Raw genomic sequence first — 5337 nt, 5'->3', positions numbered from 1 at the left:
GCTGCGGGTTGGGCGGATCGATCTTTAAAAACTAACAGCCGATAAGTGTGGGCGCTTGATGCGGAATGCGGCGGCGGATCCGTATGGATCTGCTGCAAGGCAAAAGTATCAGAAGCCTCACACAGTATTAGAGGAAGGTTTATCTGTCGAAAGACGGATTGATCATCGTCAGTACGTTGAGTGAGCGACCGGTTCGTCAGCAGGAAACTGCGGAACCGAAAACAGTAACAGGTTTGAACTGAAGAGTTTGATCCTGGCTCAGATTGAACGCTGGCGGCATGCCTTACACATGCAAGTCGAACGGCAGCACGGACTTCGGTCGGGTGGCGAGTGGCGAACGGGTGAGTAATACATCGGAACGTGTCCTGGAGTGGGGGATAGCCCGGCGAAAGCCGGATTAATACCGCATACGCTCTGTGGAGGAAAGCGGGGGATCTTTCGGGACCTCGCGCTCAAGGGGCGGCCGATGGCAGATTAGGTAGTTGGTGGGGTAAAGGCCTACCAAGCCGACGATCTGTAGCTGGTCTGAGAGGACGACCAGCCACACTGGGACTGAGACACGGCCCAGACTCCTACGGGAGGCAGCAGTGGGGAATTTTGGACAATGGGCGCAAGCCTGATCCAGCAATGCCGCGTGTGTGAAGAAGGCCTTCGGGTTGTAAAGCACTTTTGTCCGGAAAGAAAACCTCTGGGTTAATACCCCGGGGGGATGACGGTACCGGAAGAATAAGCACCGGCTAACTACGTGCCAGCAGCCGCGGTAATACGTAGGGTGCGAGCGTTAATCGGAATTACTGGGCGTAAAGCGTGCGCAGGCGGTGCTGTAAGACCGATGTGAAATCCCCGGGCTTAACCTGGGAACTGCATTGGTGACTGCAGCGCTGGAGTATGGCAGAGGGGGGTGGAATTCCACGTGTAGCAGTGAAATGCGTAGAGATGTGGAGGAACACCGATGGCGAAGGCAGCCCCCTGGGCCAATACTGACGCTCATGCACGAAAGCGTGGGGAGCAAACAGGATTAGATACCCTGGTAGTCCACGCCCTAAACGATGTCAACTGGTTGTCGGGCCTTCATTGGCTTGGTAACGTAGCTAACGCGTGAAGTTGACCGCCTGGGGAGTACGGTCGCAAGATTAAAACTCAAAGGAATTGACGGGGACCCGCACAAGCGGTGGATGATGTGGATTAATTCGATGCAACGCGAAAAACCTTACCTACCCTTGACATGGATGGAATCCTGGTGAGAGCCGGGAGTGCCCGAAAGGGAGCCATCACACAGGTGCTGCATGGCTGTCGTCAGCTCGTGTCGTGAGATGTTGGGTTAAGTCCCGCAACGAGCGCAACCCTTGTCCCTAGTTGCTACGCAAGAGCACTCCAGGGAGACTGCCGGTGACAAACCGGAGGAAGGTGGGGATGACGTCAAGTCCTCATGGCCCTTATGGGTAGGGCTTCACACGTCATACAATGGTCGGAACAGAGGGTTGCCAAGCCGCGAGGTGGAGCCAATCCCAGAAAACCGATCGTAGTCCGGATCGCACTCTGCAACTCGAGTGCGTGAAGCTGGAATCGCTAGTAATCGCGGATCAGCATGCCGCGGTGAATACGTTCCCGGGTCTTGTACACACCGCCCGTCACACCATGGGAGTGGGTTTTACCAGAAGTGGCTAGTCTAACCGCAAGGAGGACGGTCACCACGGTAGGATTCATGACTGGGGTGAAGTCGTAACAAGGTAGCCGTATCGGAAGGTGCGGCTGGATCACCTCCTTTCCAGAGCTTGCATTGCTGCGCAAGTGCTCACGCTTATCGGCTGTGGTTTAGAGAAGCAACGCAGACAGACTCAGGGGTCTGTAGCTCAGTCGGTTAGAGCACCGTCTTGATAAGGCGGGGGTCGATGGTTCGAATCCATCCAGACCCACCATCTTTGTCTGTGGTGCTGACTGGGACACCCTTGAGTCGGGTATGACCGGGGGATTAGCTCAGCTGGGAGAGCACCTGCTTTGCAAGCAGGGGGTCGTCGGTTCGATCCCGTCATCCTCCACCAATCCTCAATGCGCAGGGTTCTGCCTGCAGGCAGAGCGTTGCGCATTGGCGATTGAGCCAGTCAGCGCGGTATGAGGCACAGGCTTTATATCGGCTGTCGTTCTTTAACAATCAGGAAGAAGTAGTAAAGAGATTCACGAAAGCATACCTGGAGATGGGTATGCGAGTAGGTGAATCAGGGTTGTGATTGTATCGATGTATTTTAAGGGAATCGAGAGATTGCCTTTGGAATACGGCGCAACACGAATACTCAACCTGTAGCGGCATGTGATCTGCGGTGAGCAATCATTGAGACACACCCGTTATAGGGTCAAGCGAACAAGTGCATGTGGTGGATGCCTTGGCGATCACAGGCGATGAAGGACGCGGTAGCCTGCGAAAAGCTCCGGGGAGCTGGCAAACGAGCTTTGATCCGGAGATGTCCGAATGGGGAAACCCACTCCTAATGGAGTATCCGTAGCTGAATCCATAGGCTACGTGAAGCGAACGCGGTGAACTGAAACATCTAAGTAACCGCAGGAAAAGAAATCAACCGAGATTCCCAAAGTAGTGGCGAGCGAAATGGGATGAGCCTGTACTCTTTATTCTCATTGTTAGTCGAACGCTCTGGAAAGTGCGGCCATAGCAGGTGATAGCCCTGTAGACGAAAACAGCGGGAAAGAACTGGGTGTACGAGAAGTAGGGCGGGACACGTGAAATCCTGTCTGAAGATGGGGGGACCATCCTCCAAGGCTAAATACTCGTGATCGACCGATAGTGAACCAGTACCGTGAGGGAAAGGCGAAAAGAACCCCGGGAGGGGAGTGAAACAGATCCTGAAACCGCATGCATACAAACAGTCGGAGCCTCGCAAGGGGTGACGGCGTACCTTTTGTATAATGGGTCAGCGACTTACATTCAGTGGCGAGCTTAACCGATTAGGGCAGGCGTAGCGAAAGCGAGTCCGAACAGGGCGTCCAGTCGCTGGGTGTAGACCCGAAACCAGGTGATCTATCCATGGCCAGGTTGAAGGCACGGTAACACGTGCTGGAGGACCGAACCCACTAACGTTGAAAAGTTAGGGGATGAGCTGTGGATAGGGGTGAAAGGCTAAACAAACCTGGAAATAGCTGGTTCTCTCCGAAAACTATTTAGGTAGTGCCTCGTGTATCACCTTCGGGGGTAGAGCACTGTCATGGTTGTGGGGTCCATTGCGGATTACTACGCCATAGCAAACTCCGAATACCGAAGAGTGCAATCACGGGAGACAGACATCGGGTGCTAACGTCCGGTGTCAAGAGGGAAACAACCCAGACCGCCAGCTAAGGTCCCCAAATATGGCTAAGTGGGAAACGAAGTGGGAAGGCTAAAACAGTCAGGAGGTTGGCTTAGAAGCAGCCACCCTTTAAAGAAAGCGTAATAGCTCACTGATCGAGTCGTCCTGCGCGGAAGATGTAACGGGGCTAAGCCATATACCGAAGCTGCGGATGCACATTTATGTGCATGGTAGGAGAGCGTTCCGTAAGCCTGCGAAGGTGCACTGGAAAGTGTGCTGGAGGTATCGGAAGTGCGAATGCTGACATGAGTAGCGATAAAGGGGGTGAAAGGCCCCCTCGCCGTAAGCCCAAGGTTTCCTACGCAACGTTCATCGGCGTAGGGTGAGTCGGCCCCTAAGGCGAGGCAGAAATGCGTAGCTGATGGGAAGCAGATTAATATTTCTGCACCATTGTGAAATGCGATGGGGGGACGGATCGCGGAAGGTTGTCCGGGTGTTGGAAGTCCCGGTCGCTGCATTGGAGAAGGCGCTTTGGCAAATCCGGGCGCGTAATTCAAGGGTGTGGCGCGAGCTTCTTCGGAAGCGAAGCAACTGGAAGGGGTTCCAGGAAAAGCCTCTAAGCTTCAGTTTCACAGTGACCGTACCGCAAACCGACACAGGTGGGCGAGATGAGTATTCTAAGGCGCTTGAGAGAACTCGGGAGAAGGAACTCGGCAAATTGGTACCGTAACTTCGGGATAAGGTACGCCCCGGTAGCTTGACTGGCCTGCGCCAGGAGGGTGAAGGGGTTGCAATAAACTGGTGGCTGCGACTGTTTAATAAAAACACAGCACTCTGCAAACACGAAAGTGGACGTATAGGGTGTGACGCCTGCCCGGTGCCGGAAGATTAAATGATGGGGTGCAAGCTCCTGATTGAAGTCCCGGTAAACGGCGGCCGTAACTATAACGGTCCTAAGGTAGCGAAATTCCTTGTCGGGTAAGTTCCGACCTGCACGAATGGCGTAACGATGGCCACACTGTCTCCTCCCGAGACTCAGCGAAGTTGAAGTGTTTGTGATGATGCAATCTCCCCGCGGCTAGACGGAAAGACCCCATGAACCTTTACTGTAGCTTTGCATTGGACTTTGAACCGGTCTGTGTAGGATAGGTGGGAGGCTGTGAAGCGTGAACGCCAGTTTGCGTGGAGCCGTCCTTGAAATACCACCCTGATCTGTTTGAGGTTCTAACCTTGGTCCGTGATCCGGATCGGGGACAGTGCATGGTAGGCAGTTTGACTGGGGCGGTCTCCTCCCAAAGTGTAACGGAGGAGTACGAAGGTACGCTAGGTACGGTCGGAAATCGTGCTGATAGTGCAATGGCATAAGCGTGCTTGACTGTGAGACTGACAAGTCGAACAGGTGCGAAAGCAGGTCATAGTGATCCGGTGGTTCTGTATGGAAGGGCCATCGCTCAACGGATAAAAGGTACTCTGGGGATAACAGGCTGATACCGCCCAAGAGTTCATATCGACGGCGGTGTTTGGCACCTCGATGTCGGCTCATCTCATCCTGGGGCTGTAGCCGGTCCCAAGGGTATGGCTGTTCGCCATTTAAAGAGGTACGTGAGCTGGGTTTAAAACGTCGTGAGACAGTTTGGTCCCTATCTGCCGTGGGCGCTGGATATTTGAAGGGGGCTGCTCCTAGTACGAGAGGACCGGAGTGGACGAACCTCTGGTGTACCGGTTGTCACGCCAGTGGCATCGCCGGGTAGCTATGTTCGGAAGAGATAACCGCTGAAAGCATCTAAGCGGGAAACTCGCCTTAAGATGAGATATCCCCGGGGCTTCGAGCCCCTTGAAGGGTCGTTCAAGACCAGGACGTTGATAGGTCAGGTGTGCACGTACAGTAATGTACTGAGCTAACTGATACTAATTGCCCGTAAGGCTTGATCCTATAACAGGTGTGTCTCGACAACCGTTAGCGCTTTAGCGCTTACGGGTGTCCGATCCCCGAAGGGGATGAAGACATGCAGTTTGAGATCGGTGTTGTGCCAGCAACAAC

Annotated in this window: 2 tRNA genes and 2 rRNA genes; all 4 read left to right on the top strand. The window is 54.0% G+C overall.

Annotated elements, in window-relative coordinates:
* The first annotated feature begins 235 nt into the window (after window positions 1-235).
* The 4 genes from AB3X86_RS37650 (at window position 236) to AB3X86_RS37635 (ending at window position 5229) form a co-directional block, all read left to right on the top strand.
* Window positions 236-1768: ribosomal RNA gene (locus tag AB3X86_RS37650) — 16S ribosomal RNA — on the top strand.
* Between the two features lie 74 nt (window positions 1769-1842).
* A tRNA-Ile gene (locus AB3X86_RS37645) sits at window positions 1843-1919 on the top strand.
* A gap of 47 nt (window positions 1920-1966) precedes the next feature.
* Window positions 1967-2042, top strand: a tRNA-Ala gene (locus AB3X86_RS37640).
* 307 nt (window positions 2043-2349) lie between these two features.
* Window positions 2350-5229, top strand: a 23S ribosomal RNA gene (locus AB3X86_RS37635).
* The 16S and 23S rRNA genes sit together here with 2 tRNA genes alongside, the layout of an rRNA operon.
* Window positions 5230-5337 lie beyond the last annotated feature (108 nt).

Origin of the sequence: Paraburkholderia sp. BR14374 (genome assembly GCF_040948685.1) — a bacterium.
GTDB classification, from domain to species: domain Bacteria; phylum Pseudomonadota; class Gammaproteobacteria; order Burkholderiales; family Burkholderiaceae; genus Paraburkholderia; species Paraburkholderia youngii.
The sequence above is the reverse complement of the archived record's forward strand: the minus strand, read 5'-3'. Positions and strand labels throughout refer to the sequence as shown.